Raw genomic sequence first — 19,020 nt, forward strand, 5'->3', positions numbered from 1 at the left:
TTACATGCTCAGTCGTCAATTAGAAGTATCATTACGTTTGGCTGTAAGCATGGCTCGTCAAAAGAGACATGAGTTCTTAACAGTTGAGCATTTATTATTGGCATTACTGGACAATGACTCTGCTGTGAATGCATTAAAAGCATGTGGCGCAGATATCATCGTCTTACGGAAAGAATTAGAAGAATACGTAGAACAACATACTCCTAAACTTGGTGAAAACAGCGATCAGGCGCCGCATCCAACTGAAAGTTTTGATCGTATTCTGCAACGTGCCATTTTCCACGTACAATCGAGTGGTGGTGACCGCACTGTAGAAGGGGCAGATATTTTAGTTGCAATGTATTCCGAACGGGATTCATTTGCAGTTTATTTATTAAAACGCCATCAAATTAACCGTTTAACCTTAACGCAATACTTGTCGCATGGTACGCGTAAAGATGAAGTGCAAGTCGAAGAAGAAGCCGAAGAGTTGGATGGGGAGTCCGCATCTTCAGCCAATGCTGGTCCATTAGAGCTTTACACGACCAACCTGAATCATGAAGCACAAAAAGGTAAAACCGACCCACTGATTGGTCGTGAAAAAGAAATTGAACGTGCGGCACAAATTTTATGCCGTCGCCGTAAAAATAATCCATTATTGGTGGGCGATCCAGGTGTGGGCAAGACTTCGATTGCGGAAGGTTTAGCTTGGCTTATTGTTAATGGTAAGGCACCAAAGCCGCTTGCAAATGCTGAAATTTTTAGTCTGGACATTGGTGCATTAGTGGCTGGTACTAAGTATCGAGGAGATTTCGAAAAACGTCTAAAACAATTGTTAAATGCGTTGAAGAAAAGACCTGAGGCTGTCTTATTTATTGATGAAATTCATATGATTATTGGTGCTGGCTCAAGTATGGGTAGCACAATGGACGCATCGAATTTAATCAAACCAGCTTTGGCGAATGGATCGTTGCGTTGCATTGGTTCAACCACATTCCAAGAATATCGCCAAGTGTTTGAAAAAGATCATGCACTGTCACGTCGTTTCCAAAAAATCGATGTTAATGAGCCATCCATTTCTGAAACGATTGATATTTTACGTGGTTTAAAATCTAAATTTGAAGATTTCCACCACGTGAAATATGACGATAAAGCACTAGTTTCGGCAGTAGAACTATCTGCGAAATTTATCAATGATCGTTTCTTACCAGATAAAGCGATAGATGTAATTGATGAAGCCGGTGCACAACGTCGTTTGAAAGCTGAACAAGATGAAAGCTTGATTACTGTTGAAAACATTGAAGATATTGTTTCCAAGATAGCCCGTATTCCACCAAAAACAGTATCCAAAGATGATAAAACAGTTCTGGAAAATCTTGAACGTGATTTAAAACGTGTGGTATTTGGTCAAGATGAAGCAATTGATGCATTGTCTTCTGCCATTAAGTTGTCACGCGCGGGTTTAAAATCTCCAGACAAACCTGTCGGAAGCTTTGTTTTTGCAGGCCCTACAGGGGTCGGTAAGACAGAGGTTACCAAACAGTTGGCGAAGTTGCTCGGTGTTGAACTGGTTCGTTTCGATATGTCTGAATATATGGAACGTCATGCAGTTTCACGTTTGATTGGTGCGCCTCCAGGCTATGTAGGATTTGATCAAGGTGGCCTATTAACCGATGCGATCCATAAGAATCCGCACTGTGTATTGTTACTTGATGAAATTGAGAAAGCACATCCAGATGTCTTTAATTTGTTATTACAAATTATGGATCATGGCTCTTTAACTGATAATAATGGTCGTAAATCAGATTTTCGCAATGTGATCTTGGTTTTAACCACAAATATTGGTGCAGAAAGCATTTCTCGTGTCAGTATTGGTTTTATGGAACAAGACAATAGTCGTGATAATCAGGAAGCGATGAAACGAGCATTCTCTCCAGAATTCCGTAACCGTCTGGATGGTGTGATTCAATTCAAAGCACTCCCTACGACTGTTATTGAGAGTGTGGTAGATAAATTCTTGACTGAGCTGCAAGCGCAACTAGATGATAAGAAAGTCATGCTTGAAGTCGATCAAAGTGCGCGTGAGTGGATGGCTGAACATGGTTATGACCGCCTCATGGGTGCTCGACCAATGCAAAGATTGATTCAAGAGCACTTGAAAAAACCACTTGCTGAAATGATTTTATTCGGTGAACTGGCAGAACATGGCGGCAACGTAGCAGTTTCTGTGAAAATGGAAAATGGTGAAGCTGTTGGTTTGAAACTTGAAGTGTTTGAAGATCAAACTGCTGAACCTGCTTAATTGACTTTTTTATAAATAACCCGTGTTTACACGGGTTATTTTTTGCTCATTTTTTAGTAGCACTCTATTTATAGTTTTCTGACGGTGACAAATATCTCTATGGATATGCCATTAATCAAATTTTTGACCACAGTTTTCTTATTTGTCCTTACAGCAATTGCTGAGATTTTAGGTTGCTATTTTCCATATTTAATTTTAAATCAAGGGCGTTCTTATTGGTTATGGATCCCAACGGCGCTCAGTCTGGCTATTTTTGTGTGGTTACTGACTTTACATCCCGCAGCTTCTGGTCGGATTTATGCTGCTTATGGAGGAATCTATATTTTCACTGCACTTATGTGGTTACGATACGTCGATCAAGTTATGCTATCAAGATGGGATGTATTGGGTGGGATAATTGTATTGGCTGGGGCAGCAATTATTATTATGCAGCCCCAAGGACTCATTCGTTAAAGTATGTTATTCAAAATTACAGTCTGAGTTCTTTAAAGTAAGATTATAATTTTTTTGTTCTGAAGTGAGTTTAATTTGAACTTGATATGGATTTACTCTTTGGAATTGATGTTCGAAAAATTTAGGACAACTATGCACTAATGTTTTTTTCATCATTTCATGAACTTGATCATCACCAATGTCTTGGGCGAATTGTTTAAAGTCTGGCGAAGTAATTAGTCCTGATATTTCCATGCGATTTGCATATAAGCGCATTTTTTCAATCACGATGTTTTGATCAAGTTGATAGGGCATCGTACGAGAATCTTCATCACTAATATAATCTAAGATTTCATTCAGCGCAGTTGAGTTTTTAACTGTGTAATTTGTATCGACGATCTTTTTCTTTAATAAATATTGATCTAAATCTGTAGGTTGTGCCAAAGCAAACATGGTGAAAGTCGTGGTGAATACACCAAGAATAATAGTTTTTAATTGCATATGTTTAATCACTTATAGACATTATGGTTTTGATTATATCGTCGCCGAAATAAAAAAAGCACCCAAAGGTGCTTTTTTTAGATGGATTTCTTAGTCTTTTTTAAGATTTTCATTAATAAGAAATTCAACCAATGCCTTTTGAGCATGTAAGCGATTTTCAGCTTCATCCCAGACTACAGCATTTAAATGGTCTAACATGGTTTCAGAAATTTCTTCACCACGATGAGCAGGTAAGCAATGCATAAATAGACAGTCTGGGTGAGCAAGATTCATTAAGCGTTCATTGACTTGGTAATCAGCAAAAGCTTTTTCACGGATTTTTTGCTCTTCTTCTTGTCCCATGCTTGCCCAGACATCGGTTACGATCAGGTCAGCATTGACGGCCGCATCTTCCGCAGAGTCAACTAATTCAACACAGTGAGCAAACTCAGATAAGAATTTTTCTTGTGGTTCATAACCTTTCGGCGCTGCAATCTTTAATTTAAAACCCCACATATGTGCAGCTTCGATGTAAGAATTACACATGTTATTACCATCACCAATCCAAGCGACGGTTTTGCCTTCGATTGAACCACGATGTTCAAGGAAAGTCTGCATGTCCGCAAGTAATTGGCATGGATGATGGTCATCTGTCAAAGCATTAATTACAGGGACTTTTGAATAAGAAGCAAAACGTTCAACAATATCGTGCCCAAAAGTTCGGATCATCACAATATCTAACATGCTTGAAATAACACGTGCTGAATCTTCAATAGGTTCACCACGGCCAAGCTGAGTATCACGTGGAGATAAGAATATTGCGCTACCACCAAATTGGCTCATGCCTGCTTCAAACGACACGCGTGTTCGGGTACTCGATTTTTCAAAAATCATGCCCATAACTTTACCAACAAAAGGTTGAAAAATTTCGTTGTCGTGCTGTTTTCGTTTCAATTCGATTGCACGATGCAAAATTTGATTGAGTTCTAAAGTTGATAAATCGCGTAAAGTAAGAAAGTGACGTAGAGCCATGGTTACTCCACAATAATTGCTGTTTCAAGTACAACAATTAGTTGTTGGTTGGTTAAAAGAAAAGACTAACAGTTATATACTAAAAATGTTAGGAAATGCAAAAAAACTAGACTTTTTGATGACCGTCTAAGAAGCGATCGACACAATAATGAATATATTTTAAGTTTTCTTGCTCATTTTCCTGCACATAGATATTCATGAGCACTTGCCATTCTAAATTACGCACGATGCCAAAAAAGAGTTGTGCAGAATATTCAGGTTCTTCACATGTAATGAGCCCAAGTTCATTGGCTTTGGTTAATATACAAGCAATCGCATTTTGAATGTGCTTTGGACCCTGTTCATGGATATGTTGAGCAAGCTGCTTACTACGCTGGGTTTGTTCCATGATAAGACGAAAAAAAGAAGCATTTTCAGGTAAGATGAGATGGATTTGTAAATTCAGTAAAGTCTGAATGAGGTAGTTGCGTAAGTCATCTTTCTCAATATTGAAGGGCATACAAATATCTTTAAAAAATTGCTCACGACGATAGTCACAGATTGCAGTAAATAAGCCTTCTTTATTGCCAAAAAATTTGTAGATAGAGGCTTTGGAGCCACCAGCATGATTGACGATGTCATCTAATGAAACAGCATCATAGCCATGTTTTAAGAACAAGTCGTTTGCACTCAATAAAAGCGCAAGACAACGCTCATGACCACGTTTGGTGTGTGGCACGTCGCGTGCAATAGGTTCTAAATCTGCTATATCATGCATCTTTCTGAAAAGTATCTTTAAAAATCACTTGAAATTATAGCAAAAGTTTGTACAAATTTATTTAATCCATAGTATTTATATGTATTTCTGCTGTTATGAGATTAATTAATAACACTATATTTATCTATTGTTGTAGCGCATTAACTTTTAGATTGGATCAATCATAACATGGAGTAATGTTTCTCCATGTTATTTAAGGTGTTGTGGCTTAGTGACTTAAGCTTATTGTGCAATAACTTTAACTAAAATGGTTTGGCTTTCTTCAAAGTCATCTTGAATTTGTTTGCGCTGCAACTCTTTACTTTTCACTTTGAAATCTCGATCTTGAAAGTGAATAACTAATGGGATTTGATCAAAATATTGACCATCGACATCTAATTCTTCTTCAAACAGTGGTGTGCCAAGTTGGTAATCTTTACTTTTTAAAACCACATATTTGACGGTTGTTTTCATTGTAATCTCTACCTTTGTTTCTATGCTTTATTTTTAGTTGTATCAGTTTTTAAGCATAGAATAAACCGTTATGCTTAGGGTTTGACTACGAATTGGACAAATAACACTTAAATAAGCTCATGAGGCATTATGGGGAAATTATGCTCAAGCAATGTTGTAATGAATTAGAGCGGCAGCAGCTCAAAATAGCATTCATAGAAAGTGCCAGTTCTGGTTTTTTGTGCAGCCAATTTTCGATTTATAAACATAGTGGTGCAGAAATATTATTGGGTGGTTTGGTTTGTTACGATCCAAGCATTAAGCTACAAGTGTTGCATCTTGATCCAAAATTAATTGAACAGTATACAGCGGAGTCTGCAGAAGTCACGCAGGCATTGGCAAAGACCGGACAGAAACTATTTACACATGCTGATGTGATTGTCGCGTGTACAGGTTTGTTAAAACCTGGTGGAAGTGCAACAGCAGAAAAGCCAGAAGGAACTTTTTTTATAACCATCCTATTTGCTGGAAAATTATATGATTACCGTTATTTGATTACAGGCACACCATTACAAAGGTTAAATGAACTAACAGAAAAAGTTGCTACGTCGGTTTTGTTATTAATTACGACAGACTGAAAATTATCTCATGAATAAAAAAGAGTGTGATGTTTGATTAATAATGTTTCTTTTTTGTCTATAATTGTCAAAAAAAGTCACACTTTTGGGTTGTAAATGTAGTTTAAACATGTCTAAATAGAACTACCTCTTAAGAAATGGGGGTGGGGTATGAAAGCTTTAGAATTATTAATAACGTCATCGTCGGTTGTGATGTTGATGATAGTAGTTTATGCCTTTGGGCAAATGATGCATTAACGACTTTGAAAATATCATCTTATTTTTAAAAGTTAGATAAACCCTAGTTTTATAACTAGGGTTTATGCTGTGAGCGATGAAAATGAATGCTTTTCTTTAGCTCCACCAATAACGCAAAATATGAAAAAAAATCGGTGCTGAGAAACAGATTGAATCTATACGGTCTAACATGCCACCATGACCATGAATTAATTGCCCCCAGTCTTTGACACCGCGATCTCTTTTGATCGCAGACATGACCAGACCGCCAAAGAAGCCAAAGATACACACAATTAAACCAATGAGAGCTGCCTGCCAATAACTAAAAGGTGTTAACCATTTCATAAGTATGCCGAGACAGGTTGCCAGAAAAATACCGCCTAAAAGCCCTTCAATGGTTTTAGATGGTGAAAGTATCGGAGCAACTTTATGTTTTCCAAATAGTTTTCCGCAGACATATTGCAGTACATCAGAGGCTTGTACAACAATAATCAGCCAGATGGCGAGCCAGATTTTTTCACCTTGAAAGCCAGGTAATTTTAAATTGATGAGGGCTGGTACGTGCGAAATACAAAACACACAAACCATGAGTCCCCATTGAATTTTGGCACTTCGTTCTAAGAAATGTTTGGTATCTTCCTGTTTCAAGCTAGCGATTGGGATTAACAGAAAAACATACAATGGAATAAAAATAGAATATAGGCCGTACCAATCGATATAGACCAAATAATATTGATAAGGAATAACAAAATAGAAAGAGATTAATAGCGGAAAATAATCACCACGTCGGGTCGGCAATAAGCTGATGAATTCTCTGAGTGCAAAAAGTGAGATAATTGCAAAAAGTAAAATAAAAGTAACTTTTCCCATTAATATCGCAGTCGCAAGAACGACTAACATGACCCACCAAGCATTGATACGTGCGTTTAAATTATCAATGACAGGTGAAATTTGCTGAGCAGTCCGTTTCTTTAAGATCCAACCAACGGTTGAAGAAAAGACCAATATTCCAGTAAAAATTGCAAAGAGCAAATAGGTTTGCTGTAAGTTGGTTGCTGTCATTGGAACTCAACCTCTTTCAATTCTAGTAACGCTTTTTGAGCTTGCGCTAAGAAATCATTTTTACCTGTGTTGGTTGTAAACGTTAGTGGTGCACCAAAAATTACAGTCGATAATAATGGGAGCGGCACCAGTGCACCTTTAGGCATAACACGTTTAAGATTCGAAATCCAAACAGGAATAACTTCAACATCTGGAAATTGTTGACTTAAATGATAAAGCCCGCTTTTAAAGGGTAATAGTTCGACATCATCATTTAAGTTACGCGTTCCTTCGGGGAAGAAAATAATAGAGTCACCTTGCTGCAGAACATTTTTAATCGGTTCAAGTGGGTCTGATTGACCATTATGGCTTCTTTGAATCGTCACCCCTGTAAAGGTGTCATGAATCAGAAAGCGTCGAAAGCCATCTTTCAGCCAATAATCTGATGCGGCTATAGGGCGGGTTTTACGGCGTACAGGCGTTGGTAGTGAAGACCATAATAATATAAAGTCAATATGACTATTATGATTGGCATAATAAATTCGCTGCTTGGTGGCAGGTTTGCAACCGACCCATCGACTACGTGCACCTGTTAACAGTCGTGCGCTACGACGGGTTAAAAAAGCAATAAAACGTGCCAGTGACTGAGAAAGAAAATGGGCTTTATGATCGGTTTCAGTTGAGGAAGAATTTGTACTTTGCATAACGTCACCGAGTTTTATTTTTGTTGTAATAAAAATATCATGAGCGATATTAAAACGATATATTGGCATAAGACCAGAAATACATGAAGCTTAAATAAGCGCATACAGCCTTGAATGCGAATATCCCAACTACGCTGACATTTTTCAGTAGGAATGAGTCCTAACTCGAGTAAACTCTGGTCAAGTATTTGCGTTTTCTGAACGATAGATTGTGCATCTTCAATGTGCCCAGAGTTAGTCCCGATCAAACTTAACAGCTCGGCATCGAACTTAATTCGAATACTCAGATAATGTTGAAGTAGGCATAAAACAAAAATAACGATGAGCGAGAGATAGACACCAATCGACTGCCAAGCGTAAAAAAAATAGCAAAGCACGGAAAGTGTAAATGCGATATAACCTGCAATACGAATGCCATCTGTATTTTGTAGTAACTTGGCGACAATCAGTAATTTCATGTCTTGACCTGCTGTAAATATTGTTTTTGATAGGTATCTATCGCTGCGAGTTGCTGGGCATTCAGTACAATCCAAGGTCGAGCCTGACGAATGATTTGAATGGCATCATCAACTTGATGAGCATGTCCAGTTTGGAGCAACCATGCAGCAAGTATACTGCTACTGCGTGAATATCCTAAGGCACAAAAAATCAGAACTTTCGTATTGCCGTACTGTGAAGACAGCAATTGATTCAATGCTTGTACTGCAAGATTTAGCTGTTGTGCTTGTAAGGGAATGAGATCAAGACTTAGATATTGCTGATAATCATATGGTGGTTTTAAAGGCAGTTCTGCGCAACAGTCAAATAAACTATCATACTGCTGCATGTTTTGAGTTGAAGGAATTCTGCCTAGAAAAATCTGAGTATTCTCTTTGGTCAGAATTAAAGAATCGTTGGGATGTGTTCTGGTCCAGATACGGCTATTGAGTTTTGCGAAAAGAAAATAAGGTGCAAATAAAACCCACGCTGCAATGCTCATGGTGCCATTGGGTTGTTTCTGAAAAAAATGTGGACGATTCAGGCTATAAGCGCAAGCAACCAAGAATAAACTGCTTGCGGGGTAAGCCAACCAGAGCATCCATCCTTTAAAAAACACAGCTAAAAATGTGAGAAGGAGTGCGGCAATAAGATAATAACTAGCTAATTTAAAATGCTTTAAAGTTCGTTGCTGTACTTTTTGTGTTTGTAATGGAGATGATGCATACAACGGAAATAACCACAAACAGAATGCACCAACCCAAATGCCAGTCGGGATATCAATAAAATGATGCTGCCATGTGGTTAGTACCGATACACCAATGAGAAAACTCCAAAGATCGACAAACCAGCGATAAGAGGAAGGTACATGTCGACGATAAAAATCCCACAAGATCATTAATAGGACAATATGTAAGGATGGGGCTTGATTAAATGGTTTATCAAAACCCATGAGAATATCAAACCAAACACCAAAGAAGCCTTGTAGTTCGGGGCGCTCAAAACTGAATTTCAGTGGAAATAATAAAAAACAGCAAATAGAAATCAGTTGTGCGCTGAAAAGTCGAAACACATGCTGTTTGAGTTCAAATTTATTCCAGCACAGCAGCAGTGAAAGTCCATAAAATAAGTCGATTGACCAATAAGGAACAATTGTCCATGGCCATAGCGGAATATATTTTTCCCAAGTGAACACAATGCTTGGAACATAATTTAGCCCCGCAGCATAATGATTGGCAAAGCCGTAACTTAAAAAGAAAAAAGGGGCAAGAAATAACAGGCAGAGTATTCCCCATTTCCATGTACCTGCCTGATGTATGAGTGCCTGCATAGAATGTTACGGCTCGATCTTTTGCGCGACAGAAACCGTAAAAATGCCGAACTCATCAATACATTGATCAATTTTCTTAAATCCAGCTTGTTCGACTAAAGCATCCATCTCTGCCTGTGAACGTAAGCGCATGACCCATGCTTCACCTTGACGATGTGAAGTGAGTGTGCGGGCAATAAACTCTTGCTGCGGATGCCAAATTTGTCCCGTATAAATCAGATAGCCATCTTTGAGCATGGCTTTATATAGTCCAGTTAGAGATTGACGTAATAAATCATTATCACTAAACAACTCATAGAGTCCTGAAACAACAGCTAAGGTTGCTTTGGGTTTAATGTTTGCGAGAGATGCTGTATCAAAGGCATCGGCTTGAACAAAAGTTGCAATTTCGTTTAGGCCTCTTTCTTGAATGAGTGCTTGTCCAGCTTTAACATTGAGTTCGCTATAATCACGTAGCAGAATAGATTCTGGTTGTTTAGGTAATTGTGCAACTGCATCTAAAATATAACGCCCATGTCCAGCCGCAATATCTAAGATACGAACTGGTTTACGTTTTTTAGCCAACAATGCGGCATATTTTTCCAGTAGAGATTCGATATTCTGTTTACGAGCTCGAATGCCACGCCAGCCAATCGCATTTAAATACTGTTGATCAATGACTTTACCCAGTAAATTTTGGCTTTCTGATTGATTGCGATAGACAAAGTCTAGGGTACTGCCAGAGTCGTAACCCGTTTGTTCACCAATTTTAAGGCCTTTAGAAAACTGACTACCAAATTTGAGTTGACGTTGAGTCAAATCCCAAAACAGTTTTTTAAGAGATGTTTTTGGTAGTGCTTGACTGAACTGTTCAGCAGTTGAGCAACTTGCGCCAATTTTATCGGCATTTAAAACGTCTGGCATATCATAAGGATGTGCAAAACATTGTTGAATAAAGCGACGGACTTTTTTAACGGCAATCTCGCGGTTTTGTTCCCCTAAAGTATCGTGAAAAAAGCCTTCTAAAACATGAAATTCTTTATTTGGATGTGCCAAACGTTCATAAAAGTCGCGTTGCGGTTTTTGCTGCACCACAAAGTCGGCACCTGAACATAGGACTTGAGTGGGTACATAGATATTTTGGGCATCTTTAACCAACCGTTCGGCAGCATCATACAGTCCCAGTAACATACGTACAGAAATGGCTTTGGCAATTTTCGGGTCATGATCATACTGCTGGGCACGGTCTAAATCATGCGTCAGCATTTTGGCTTTGACATAACTTTGGATAAAGAAATTGCCGCGTAATTTATTCAGTAACGTTAAACCTTGTTTGGCAAAGGGTACATACAACTTAATGTCAAAGGCAGGCGATGCTAAACATAAGGCACGAATTTTAGGTGCATAGTCATGTACCCATGTCGCTGCTAATACAGCTCCGACACTTTGAGCAACTATTGCAATATTTTCAGGTGGGATGGCATAGGTCTGTTCAATATGCTGAACAAAATATTGAATGTCTTTCACACAAGCCGAAAAACTGGGTGCATCGCCACGTTCACCAGGTGATTCACCATGACCGCGTGCATCCCATGCAAAAAAATCAAAATCAGGCAGGTCTAACTCTTCCACCAAATGCGCCATACGACCCGAATGTTCATGCCCGCGATGAAACATCACAATGGCTTTTTTCTCTGGGTTGTGCGATGAGGCCCAATGTTGATAGAACAAGGATGTGCCATCATGGCTGGTGAAATGTTGCTGATTATTGTTATAAGGCATTCTTTATTGTCCTAATGATCAATTAATTTGAAGTTTTTTCAATTGCATTACGTATACGGTTATAGATCGTAATCACGAGTAAAAGGGTAATAATAGCTAATAAGCCATTACTTATTAATTCTTGTAGCTTAAAAGTGATATGTGCTGAAAGATATTGGCTGAGTACGTAAAAGACGGCTAACACACTAAACCAGAATGCACGGTCGCTCTTTCCCATAGGGCCATCATAACGGCGCTCTTGCCCAATCACAGGGGCCATGACTCCTGCGTATTCACTGAGGATGGCTAAGAATACAACGCATAATAACAATGTTGGAGATATGCAACTCAATACTATAAAGCACAAATATAGCGCCGTGTCTGAAATCACATCACACAATTCATTTAGATAAGCACCTAATTGTGATTGTTGATTAAATTCGCGTGCCAACATGCCATCAATTGCATTAAATGCCATCCGTATAAGCATCCAGATTGGAACAAGTAAAAAAAATGCGGCATTTGCCATCGGTTGCGCGTGGAATGTGTAAGCCAAGAAACTTGCGATCAGCAAAGAAATCAACATTGCAAACAAAGTTACCTGATTTGCAGTAATACCATGTTGATATAAGCGACGAACAAAAGGTCGTAAAAAATTCTGAAAAGCTGGTTTAAGCTGATAAATAGAAGGCATTGGCTTTTTTAAGTATCGTATTTTGCTTGGATTGTACCCATTTCAGGAAGTTGAATTCAAGCTAGATGAATTTCGAAACTAATAGCCTAAGTCGAATTCACATTTTGATTATGAAATGCCTATAATTATGCGGTTTATTTCAATTGTAGAAGCAAGATGACGCCAGCCTGCAAATTATTAAAAAGCAAAAAAATTGACTTTTCTATTCATGAATATGAGCATGATGCCAATGCGAAAAGTTTTGGTTTAGAAGCAGCAGAAAAGTTGAACCTAAAAGTAGAGGAAGTGTTTAAAACACTTTTAGTCACGGATGATAAGAGCTATTACGTTGCAATTTTACCCGTACATCATTTACTAAATTTAAAAAAAGTGGCAACAGCAGTTGGGGCAAAAAAACTGCATATGGCCGATCCTAAAGATGCCGAACGCTTAACAGGTTATTTAGTTGGAGGCATTAGTCCTATTGGACAAAAGAAAAGACTTAAAACTGTAATTGATAAAAGTGCTCAAACCCTGACCAAGATTTACGTGAGTGGTGGAAAACGTGGGTTGGATATTGGTTTAGCACCACAAGACCTGAGTGAAGTTTTAGGCGCTATTTTTGCAGATGTTGTTGATGAATAATCATCCTTTAAGGGAGATGTAAATATTATTTAATGATCTGATTTGTTCAGAGAAAGTCAGAATGATAATATGCGCGACCTTAATCAGTAGCGAACAGGGATGAAGTAAGATGGGGAAATTTCGGATTATAGCAACGCTATGCATGAGTCTTTTGCCTTTATGGGGATGTTCTGTAGCACCTGTAACAGCGCCTCCACCACCAGTTGCCATGATACCTATTCATGATTCAGACGTGATGACTCGACAATTTACGACATCATTGGCCGATTTAACGCCTGTTGCCCATAGTACTCGACCTTCCGCCGTGATTTTTTTTAATAAAGGTGTGAATGCAGAAAAATTTAACAAAGCGCTGTGTAAGGGATTTGTACAATTAGAAACAGCTCAAGATGTTGAATCCAATCAAGGTGTCGCTATTGAGAATCAGGTTGTAACAAAAGTTCCTGTAACAACGGATTTGTCACAAAATACTCGTGATTGCGATTTAATTTTAAGAGTATATGACTACAATCTTGCGGAAAGTGAATTGGTTAAGCTTAATCCTAAGTTACTCTATTCAACAGGTCCTTTTATTGCAGTATACAATCCTAACTCTTCTCAGATAGATCAGATTATAGATTTAAGAGGCACTTCTACTGCCGATTTGGAAAAATTCGGAAGAAATTGGAGTGCTATATTTACTCAGGCTGCTCAGCAATATGAGCAGGCGAATTCAAACATAGCAAATTCAGATGAAGCTAAAGAATTTAATATTTGGTTGTTCGTTCGAGATTTATTTCAAGCTTCGGTATGTGCTACAGATCCAAATTTGATCTACATTTTTAATGAGCCTGCAGGAAAAATAGCAGATATTGTTTGTAAAGGAACTAAGGCTTAAGTTGCTAAAAAGCCGCAGCCCATCATTAGATGGGCTTTTTTGTGCTGTTTGCTTCGTATGTCAAGATCGCGTAGTATGTAAGGTCAAAGTTGGATACGTTTTGATATCCATTCTACATGCTTTGCTGATGTAAATATTATAAGTTCATAGGCACAATGCCGCTTTATAGAATAAACTCCAAACTCCCCGAATGGTCTTATTTATGAAATACTTTTTGTTTGCAAAGGCTCAATATATGAGTAATTAAATTGATTTTTTTAAATGGCTGGACGACAGCAAAAGCCATAAATGGCGATGAAATACGTGTGAAAATTATCCCGCTCAAGCGCAAACAGAGTAATTTATCTGGAGTGAGCTGGGTTGAAGTGGGCAAACAAGTTGAATTTGAGTCTGGCGAAAAATGCTCTCTTAATCTCGATGGTAAATCGTTTTATACCGAGTTGAATAAGCTTTACAAGTTAAAGAGTTAAATCTGCTATCATTTCGTCAATAAAACGTATATATTGATACATACTAGAAGAATAATTTTATTGTGTTTACTGATTTTATTGTGTTGTTGATGTTCATCCTTCATTGTATTAAAGGTTTATGTTAAATAAATTATTTTCTATTCTCAGCTTAATCTTATAGGAAATATCTTATGTCTAATTTAACGACTGGTACTGTAAAGTGGTTCAACGAAACTAAAGGTTTTGGTTTTATCGCTGCTGACAATGGTGAAGACGTATTCGCGCATTTCAGCGAAATCCAAACCAACGGTTTTAAAACTTTGCAAGAAGGTCAACGAGTACAATTCACTGTAACTGCAGGGAAAAAAGGTGCTCAAGCTAGCGGCATCACAGCAATCTAAGTCTGACTTGGTTGTTTTTGTCAAAAAAAAGCTCGCATTAAGCGGGCTTTTTTCTTGATTGGCTAAAATACATGAATAACAACTATTTAGTTTACCAATCCATCAACAGTTAGCTTTTCAAGAATTTGATGATATCTCCGTGCAATGTCACCAAAAGTGTAACTTGAATCAATATCTTCGACATTGACTGAAAAAACCGTACTGGGGATCAAAGCGAAGCTTTCACCTTGATCAACACATTGAGATCTTTAGAAAGCTCAACTCCGCTTTCACGTTCAAACTTAAGAACAATTTTAGCTGTGGAGAATTTCCAAATGGTTGCTCTACAGCTGGCGACTACCTTATCCGTATGTTCATCCTTTTCAGCTAGCTCTAAATAATAATGTCCACCTTGGATACTCAAGTTGCGAATCTTAGCTTTTACCCATACTGGTTCATTGAAAGCAACTTGAATGACTTCCTGAACAGTAGATAAATATTCGCTTAAGGAAAATTGAGGTTCTGACATTAAATTTAGGTTTTAGAGCACTTGGTTGGATATTATAAAAGCATCCTTAGAAGTGCAAATTGAGTTTTAATAATTATTGACCTTGTACAAGGCATATGGCATATTTCTGCTATAGTGGAAGAAGTTGTATTGATTCACTAAATATTTAAAAGCTCATCGAAAGATGGTTTTTTTGTATTAGTAACAGAGAAAAGTGATGTTAAGAAAAATATATAATAACCTTCCAGTATTTGTTTTAATTTTAATTGTCTTATTTGTTCCATACCTTATGTACAAGTGGGGGAGATCTCGCCTCAAGTTGGCTATATAAAGGATTGCTCTGGTGTTCCAGTTCCTGAGAACTTAGAAAAAATAAGCTAAATAGCTACTGTGATTGTGTGAAGAATCCAAGCGATTTTAGAGCCAAAAAAGAAAAAATTGTTTCATGCATAGATGAAGTGAAACAAAAACTTTCGATATTTGATATTTTTAAAGACTAAATTTTTAATTCTTCAGAGTCTTAGTACAGTATTTAATACTCCAACACATTCACTTAGTATCTTTTAGAATCAAATGATTAATTACATAAAAAACAATTTTCCTATTATTGTTCTCTTTCTCATTGTAGTTGGTGGGTTTGCATATCCATTTTATTCTGGGAAGTGGTTGGTTGCTAATCGATTGTCAGATATTGACTCGAAATGTTATGGAGTAGATGTTCCTGAAAGTATTCCTTACAACAAGGCAATTTTATTTTGTTCCTGCGTACATGCTAATGGTCATGTAAGTAAGGAAGAGAACTATAAGTATTGTGAAAGGAAATTCGTGGATAAAGAAGATCAAAATTTCCTAAGAAGATAATGTCAAAACACGCCAAGCACTTCTTATACAAACCACTATTAACAGAATGATACTATATAAAAGAAATTGACCAATTCCTGAAGCTTGATCAAGTCTGTAATGGTATGCAATGAAGAGTAGAAACAGAATTGCAAATATATAAAGCATGGCGATTCGTAATTAAATTTAATATTTATGACATGATAAATATTGTACGGAGAATTGAAAACCTTATTTCATCTGTTCAAGATATTGATTGACCATGCCACATCCGTAACATTTACCGAACGCATTACGGCTTATAAAACCCCAGCTCAATTTTAGATATTGGCGGTTTTTTTCTTTTATTTAAACTATTTTTTATCTTTAGCGATATACTTTCTCAATAAAATTACCTTCCTAGAATTTTAATGAATATGAAACTGCATTTAATAATAAGTTTATTGCTTTTGGGACTTGTTTCATCTCAAGCATATCCAAAATCGAAATTAGAGTTTTTAAATGAGTTACATGAGTTATTCAATACACGTGAATATGCCATCAATAGATTTCAAACATTAGGAATATTTTCAGAAGAAAGACAACTTAACTTTAAAGAAGAGTTGGAACTTGCAAATTCAGTTTGTGATCTTGCTAATGCAAATGAGCAGATTAAAAAATTTTATAATGACAATTTTGAACAATCTCAAGAATTTGAAAAAGAGAAAACCACTCGTGAACAAATGAATCTGGAATTTGAAAAAGATAATCAGTCTTATCTTGATATTGCTAAACAATTAAAAGGTACTCCTTACGAATGCGGTAAGCAGAATTACAAAAATTGCTGTGATAGTTTTAATATTAAGTAACCACAGAAAGCTCTTTCTAGTTGAAAGTGGAATGAACATTGAATAATTTTTAAATGAATTAATTCAGCGCGAAGGTGGTTACGTGAATGATCCAACTGACCGTGGTGGTGCGACCAAATATGGCATTACTGAGGCGGTAGCCCGAGCAAATGGCTATAAAGCGCAGATGAAGGACTTACCAGTAGATGTGGCCAAAGCCATTTATAAAAAACAATATTGGACAGCGCCACGCTTTGATCAGGTGAATACCATCAATTCCAAAGTAGCGGAAGAGTTATTAGATACAGGCGTGAACTGTGGTGTTGTCTTTGCAAAGCCATTGTTGCAGCGTGCTCTTAACCTTTTAAACAACCAAGGTAAAGAAGGGTGGTCTGATTTGGCGGTAGATGGCATATATGGTCCAGCAACATTATCAGCGTTAAAAACCTACTTGGCTAAGTGTGGCAAAGACGGTGAGACCGCTTTATTGCGAGTGTTGAATATCTTACAAGGCAACCGCTATATTGAAATTGCTGAACGGAATCCAAGTCAAGAAAAGTACTTTTATGGATGGGTTTTGAATCGGGTGGTGGTTTAAAGAATGCCCTCTAAGAGGGCATTTGCCATAATCGCCAATATGTCAAATGAAGGATTCTTTGATATCTTTAAATCATATGATAATCTATTGATATCTTAATAAAAAATCTCAAGAAATGAGCATATATAACGACTTTAGCATTGATTATTTAAGCGATACTCAATATGAAAAGATTACTATAGAGATCTCGTATAAAGAACAAATACTTTGTCAATTAAATAAAGATAAGGGGAATGATAATATCGAAATTCAGTTTTTTCATGAGTCGAGAATATTACCAGATCAAGTAATATTCAAATTCCCATTAGAAGAATTTATCAGCCTATTAAATGAATTGAAGCAAGACTTAGTTTCTGCTTGATTTATACATACTTTTAAAGGAGTTTTTAGGCTATCAAAACTAGTCATTAGGATTTAATATCTGGATCAATTGACATGTATTTGATATGGAGTTTAATGCTTTGAAAGTAAAAGGTTCTTCAAAAAAACAAAATCCACCTTTTTTTGATGAAAATACAGATATTTTCAAGAACTCTCCAACACTAAAAATAGAAAAGCTCTGGGGGATGTGTAGTAGAAATTTTAGTGATGTTGCTAATAAAAACTACGCTAAAGTAATTCAATCTGTTTTTTCTAAATACAAAGTGAAGGAACAGGTTCGCTCATTTGAGTCCACTGGGAGAATATTAGAGTTTGATATTTCATGCTCTATGTATGACTGTTTGGCATATGAAGAAACCAATGGATTCTTCGATGAGTGCGATTGTCCACCCCCAGAATTCTGGATTGCCTATATTGACGATAAAATATTTGCTTATATTCCAAAAGAATACTTAGATATTGCAAATTTAGGTGTCGAAATATCTATGAGCGGAAGCTTGCAATGGGTCAAAACATTTGTGGATTAATTTTTTATACGTATATAAGCTTTCCTGAAATTCACGGAATACACCTTATATAAAATTATAAATTTATGAACCTTAGTCAGCATCGTAAGTAAAATCTTTGTTTTAGAGTCGCAAGCTTCAACATCGATTAGCTTAAATGGAGAACTTTGCATCCCATCCGAATTTCTACAATGCGAAATAGGTATGTTTAAGGCATTGTGTTGTAGTTTCATCAAGGTTATTTTCTATTTCGTTCCAACTGTCTAGATATTTCTGAAATTGATCATTCATAAAGTTTGGATCTAATGCTACCTGCATATAGTAGCCGTCAACAACCAGAGCTATAAAGCTTAGATTACTTTCAATAATGGCATACCCACCATTTTGCATTTGCAAGAAAGAACGAGAAGCATAGTCTAAATACTTAGTTTCGATTGGAGTCTTAGCAATCATTGCTGGAGTATATGCTGCAAAGGTATTTTTATTTTTTACACTATTTATGGGTAGCCAATAAAGATATCCATCTGTTTGCTTTAGACTCTCACATAGCAGTTGGTATAAATCTTGACTGCACTTTCCATTGTATTTATTTGAGTAGTCTAATAAATTTAATTTTTTATTTTTATGAATTACTGAAGGATCGATATGATTATGATGATTAATCCATAATGTAAATATCTTAGAAATATTGGTATATTCCTGATTACTTAATCTCCCATAGTAGGGCTTTAATGGATCACAATCCTCAATCCAAGGTTCAGTTTTCATACTTGTAT

At 36.9% G+C, this 19,020-nt stretch carries 21 protein-coding genes and 1 pseudogene; 10 read left to right on the forward strand and 12 right to left on the reverse strand.

Annotated elements, in window-relative coordinates; translation table 11 throughout:
* Positions 1–4: 4 nt before the first annotated feature.
* The gene (gene clpA / locus I593_RS11825; protein ID WP_016167811.1) at positions 5–2,281 is read left to right on the forward strand and encodes an ATP-dependent Clp protease ATP-binding subunit ClpA; all 2,277 of its coding nucleotides are present in this window, start codon (positions 5–7) and stop codon (positions 2,279–2,281) included.
* Positions 2,282–2,380: 99 nt separating this feature from the next.
* The gene (locus tag I593_RS11830; RefSeq protein ID WP_016167812.1) at positions 2,381–2,734 is read left to right on the forward strand and encodes a YnfA family protein; all 354 of its coding nucleotides are present in this window, start codon (positions 2,381–2,383) and stop codon (positions 2,732–2,734) included.
* A gap of 6 nt (positions 2,735–2,740) precedes the next feature.
* On the opposite strand, the gene I593_RS11835 is transcribed toward I593_RS11830, so the two are convergent.
* From I593_RS11835 to I593_RS11850, 4 genes are all read right to left on the reverse strand, one after another.
* Complete coding sequence (locus I593_RS11835; RefSeq protein WP_016167813.1) at positions 2,741–3,214, reverse strand: hypothetical protein; 474 nt, start codon at positions 3,212–3,214, stop codon at positions 2,741–2,743.
* Positions 3,215–3,304: 90 nt separating this feature from the next.
* Positions 3,305–4,225: an ornithine carbamoyltransferase gene (gene argF, locus I593_RS11840; RefSeq protein WP_016167814.1), complete on the reverse strand. Its 921-nt coding sequence runs from the start codon at positions 4,223–4,225 to the stop codon at positions 3,305–3,307.
* A gap of 106 nt (positions 4,226–4,331) precedes the next feature.
* The gene (locus I593_RS11845; RefSeq protein ID WP_016167815.1) at positions 4,332–4,982 is read right to left on the reverse strand and encodes a TetR/AcrR family transcriptional regulator; all 651 of its coding nucleotides are present in this window, start codon (positions 4,980–4,982) and stop codon (positions 4,332–4,334) included.
* A gap of 222 nt (positions 4,983–5,204) precedes the next feature.
* A complete protein-coding gene (locus tag I593_RS11850; protein WP_016167816.1) occupies positions 5,205–5,435 on the reverse strand; it encodes a hypothetical protein in 231 nt (76 codons plus the stop codon).
* 140 nt (positions 5,436–5,575) lie between these two features.
* Between I593_RS11850 and I593_RS11855 the strand changes: the two genes are divergently transcribed.
* A complete protein-coding gene (locus I593_RS11855; RefSeq protein ID WP_035302324.1) occupies positions 5,576–6,052 on the forward strand; it encodes a CinA family protein in 477 nt (158 codons plus the stop codon).
* Positions 6,053–6,385: 333 nt separating this feature from the next.
* Here I593_RS11855 and I593_RS11860 read toward each other — a convergent pair whose 3' ends face one another.
* The 6 genes from I593_RS11860 to I593_RS11885 are packed head-to-tail and all read right to left on the reverse strand — an operon-like array spanning position 6,386 to position 12,254.
* Positions 6,386–7,330, reverse strand: a complete 945-nt coding sequence (locus I593_RS11860) for a phosphatidate cytidylyltransferase (RefSeq protein WP_016167818.1) — start codon at positions 7,328–7,330, stop codon at positions 6,386–6,388.
* Positions 7,327–8,013, reverse strand: coding sequence for a lysophospholipid acyltransferase family protein (locus I593_RS11865; RefSeq protein ID WP_035302326.1), 687 nt, complete (start codon positions 8,011–8,013; stop codon positions 7,327–7,329). Before I593_RS11865 ends, I593_RS11860 begins: the two co-directional genes overlap by 4 nt.
* Before the next feature lie 14 nt (positions 8,014–8,027).
* Complete coding sequence (locus I593_RS11870) at positions 8,028–8,471, reverse strand: hypothetical protein (protein ID WP_016167820.1); 444 nt, start codon at positions 8,469–8,471, stop codon at positions 8,028–8,030.
* Complete coding sequence (locus I593_RS11875; protein ID WP_016167821.1) at positions 8,468–9,820, reverse strand: phosphatase PAP2/dual specificity phosphatase family protein; 1,353 nt, start codon at positions 9,818–9,820, stop codon at positions 8,468–8,470. Before I593_RS11875 ends, I593_RS11870 begins: the two co-directional genes overlap by 4 nt.
* A 6-nt stretch (positions 9,821–9,826) precedes the next feature.
* Entirely contained in the window at positions 9,827–11,581 is a 1,755-nt protein-coding gene (locus tag I593_RS11880) for a bifunctional alpha/beta hydrolase/class I SAM-dependent methyltransferase (RefSeq protein ID WP_016167822.1), read from the reverse strand.
* A gap of 22 nt (positions 11,582–11,603) precedes the next feature.
* Positions 11,604–12,254, reverse strand: a complete 651-nt coding sequence (locus I593_RS11885) for a CDP-alcohol phosphatidyltransferase family protein (RefSeq protein WP_016167823.1) — start codon at positions 12,252–12,254, stop codon at positions 11,604–11,606.
* A gap of 156 nt (positions 12,255–12,410) precedes the next feature.
* On the opposite strand from I593_RS11885, the gene ybaK reads away from it, so the two are divergent.
* From ybaK to I593_RS11905, 4 genes are all read left to right on the forward strand, one after another.
* Positions 12,411–12,878 carry a Cys-tRNA(Pro) deacylase gene (ybaK, locus tag I593_RS11890; protein WP_016167824.1) on the forward strand — a complete coding sequence of 156 codons (468 nt, stop codon included), beginning with the start codon at positions 12,411–12,413 and terminating at the stop codon, positions 12,876–12,878.
* A gap of 142 nt (positions 12,879–13,020) precedes the next feature.
* Positions 13,021–13,755, forward strand: a complete 735-nt coding sequence (locus I593_RS11895; protein ID WP_154653742.1) for a hypothetical protein — start codon at positions 13,021–13,023, stop codon at positions 13,753–13,755.
* Between the two features lie 248 nt (positions 13,756–14,003).
* A complete protein-coding gene (locus tag I593_RS11900) occupies positions 14,004–14,225 on the forward strand; it encodes a transposase (RefSeq protein WP_154653743.1) in 222 nt (73 codons plus the stop codon).
* Positions 14,226–14,395: 170 nt separating this feature from the next.
* Positions 14,396–14,605: a cold-shock protein gene (locus I593_RS11905; RefSeq protein ID WP_016167826.1), complete on the forward strand. Its 210-nt coding sequence runs from the start codon at positions 14,396–14,398 to the stop codon at positions 14,603–14,605.
* Between the two features lie 89 nt (positions 14,606–14,694).
* Here I593_RS11905 and I593_RS11910 read toward each other — a convergent pair.
* Positions 14,695–15,113 (reverse strand): annotated as a pseudogene (locus tag I593_RS11910) (exodeoxyribonuclease VII large subunit); the annotation flags it as partial.
* Between the two features lie 1,229 nt (positions 15,114–16,342).
* Here I593_RS11910 and I593_RS11920 point away from each other — a divergent pair.
* The 3 genes from I593_RS11920 (at position 16,343) to I593_RS19795 (ending at position 18,265) form a co-directional block, all read left to right on the forward strand.
* On the forward strand, positions 16,343–16,780 hold the full coding sequence (locus I593_RS11920; protein ID WP_016167829.1) for a hypothetical protein: 438 nt from the start codon (positions 16,343–16,345) through the stop codon (positions 16,778–16,780).
* A gap of 61 nt (positions 16,781–16,841) precedes the next feature.
* Positions 16,842–17,357 (forward strand): glycoside hydrolase family 108 protein, encoded by a 516-nt coding sequence (locus I593_RS11925; protein ID WP_228130582.1) that lies wholly within the window; start codon positions 16,842–16,844, stop codon positions 17,355–17,357.
* Positions 17,358–17,803: 446 nt separating this feature from the next.
* Complete coding sequence (locus I593_RS19795; RefSeq protein WP_016167832.1) at positions 17,804–18,265, forward strand: hypothetical protein; 462 nt, start codon at positions 17,804–17,806, stop codon at positions 18,263–18,265.
* Positions 18,266–18,430: 165 nt separating this feature from the next.
* Here the strand turns inward: I593_RS19795 and I593_RS11940 are convergent, their stop codons facing one another.
* Positions 18,431–19,012: a hypothetical protein gene (locus I593_RS11940; RefSeq protein ID WP_016167833.1), complete on the reverse strand. Its 582-nt coding sequence runs from the start codon at positions 19,010–19,012 to the stop codon at positions 18,431–18,433.
* Positions 19,013–19,020 lie beyond the last annotated feature (8 nt).

Origin of the sequence: Acinetobacter tandoii DSM 14970 = CIP 107469 (assembly GCF_000400735.1) — a bacterium.
Classification (GTDB): Bacteria; Pseudomonadota; Gammaproteobacteria; order Pseudomonadales; family Moraxellaceae; genus Acinetobacter; species Acinetobacter tandoii.